We start from the raw sequence: 1497 nt of genomic DNA on the forward strand, positions 1-1497 counted from the left end.
CCCAGTCGCTTCGCCACCTCCTGCTGCACGATCTGGCTGACATAGCTGGCGCCGTTGCCCGCCTGCGACATCGCCGTGGCATCCACATCCAGGGCGAGCGTCACCGGGTGGCCGGACAGCAGATCCGATTCGAAGCGTGGCGGGACCTGCAGAATGAAGGTGAAGCGGCCCGCATCCAGGCCAGGCCCTACCTCAGGCGCCATGATCGGGACCGCCGACTGGAACTGTGGTGGCAGCAGGGCCGCGGCGAGGCTGCGGGAAAGGTCGGAGCGGTCCTCGTCCAGCACTGCTACGGCAGCGTTGCGGACCTCCGTCTTCATGCCGGTGGCCACGGTATAGACCGCTACGGTGAAGGTATAGGCGAGCAAGACCAGGAGGACTGGATCGGCACCCAGCACCCGCAGTTCCTTCAGCCCCAGCCAGAGGATGTTGGACAGATGGCGCATGACGTCAGGGCTCCTGCTTGCGGAGCAGCAATGTGGCCGCGCCGATGAACAGCACCGCGAAACCCGCCAGCACCAGGTGGTTGTGCCATAGCTCTGCGAAGTGCAGCCCCTTGCTCATCGCACCGACCGAGATCTGCTGGAACCAACTGGCCGGAAAGGCAAGGCCGATGCCGAGTGCCGGACCGGTGAGGGAAGCAGCCGGTACCAGCAGGCCGGAGAAGTTCACCGCCGGTACGATGGAAAGGATGGCCGCGGCGAAGATTGCCGCCACCTGGCTGGAGACGAAGGCGGACACCAGCAACCCGAAGCCGGTGGAGGCCAGCACATAGAGCGCGGCGCCCATGGCCAGCGCGGGGCCGGAGCCCAGCACAGGCACGTCGAAGACCACGCGGGCGACGAACAGCAGCATGACGAAGCTGCTCAGGGCGACGGCGAAGTAGGGGATCTGCTTGCCGATCAGGAATTCCGGCGCCGTGACCGGTGTGGCGCGGAAGTTGGCGATGGCGCCGCTCTCCTTCTCCCGCACCACGCCGACGGCAGCGAGCATGGCCGGGACCAGCATCAGCATCAGCATGATCACGCCCGGCACGATGGCGACCGCGCTGCGAAAGGCCTGGTTGTAGTGGAAGCGTGGCTCCAGTGTCAGCAGATCGGGGCTGCGCGGCAGCGGCGAAAGCGCCTCCTGGTCGCGCAGCCAGGTCTGCGCCAGGCCCAGCACGTAGCTGCGCGCCGTTTCCGCGCGAAAGGGCATGGCGCCGTCGATGGCCACCGCCACCTCGGGCCGGTCGCCACGGCGAAGGTCGTGGCCGAAGCCCGGCGGTATCTCCACCGCCAGGGCGATCCCCGCCGCCCGCAGGCGCGCCTCGGCCGCGGCGGCGTCCGCCAGGGGTGGCTGTTCGGAGAAGTAGCGGGAGCCGGCGAAGCTTTCCAGCAGGCTGCGGCTTTCCGGTGTGCGATCCCCATCCAGCACGGCATAGGGCAGGTTCTCGACGTCGAAGGAGATGCCGAAGCCGAAGGCGATCGTCAGCAGCACCGGGCCGAGCAGGGCGAA

At 67.9% G+C, this 1497-nt stretch carries 1 protein-coding gene and 1 pseudogene; both read right to left on the bottom strand.

What is annotated here, in order from left to right; all coding sequences use genetic code 11:
• A pseudogene (locus tag BT98_RS0120215) lies at positions 1-446 on the bottom strand (hypothetical protein); the annotation flags it as partial.
• A gap of 4 nt (positions 447-450) precedes the next feature.
• A partial coding sequence (locus BT98_RS0120220; RefSeq protein WP_027297488.1) for an ABC transporter permease occupies positions 451-1497 on the bottom strand: 1047 nt, incomplete at its 5' end.

The sequence above is a fragment of the Roseomonas mucosa ATCC BAA-692 genome, assembly GCF_000622225.1.
GTDB classification, from domain to species: domain Bacteria; phylum Pseudomonadota; class Alphaproteobacteria; order Acetobacterales; family Acetobacteraceae; genus Roseomonas; species Roseomonas mucosa.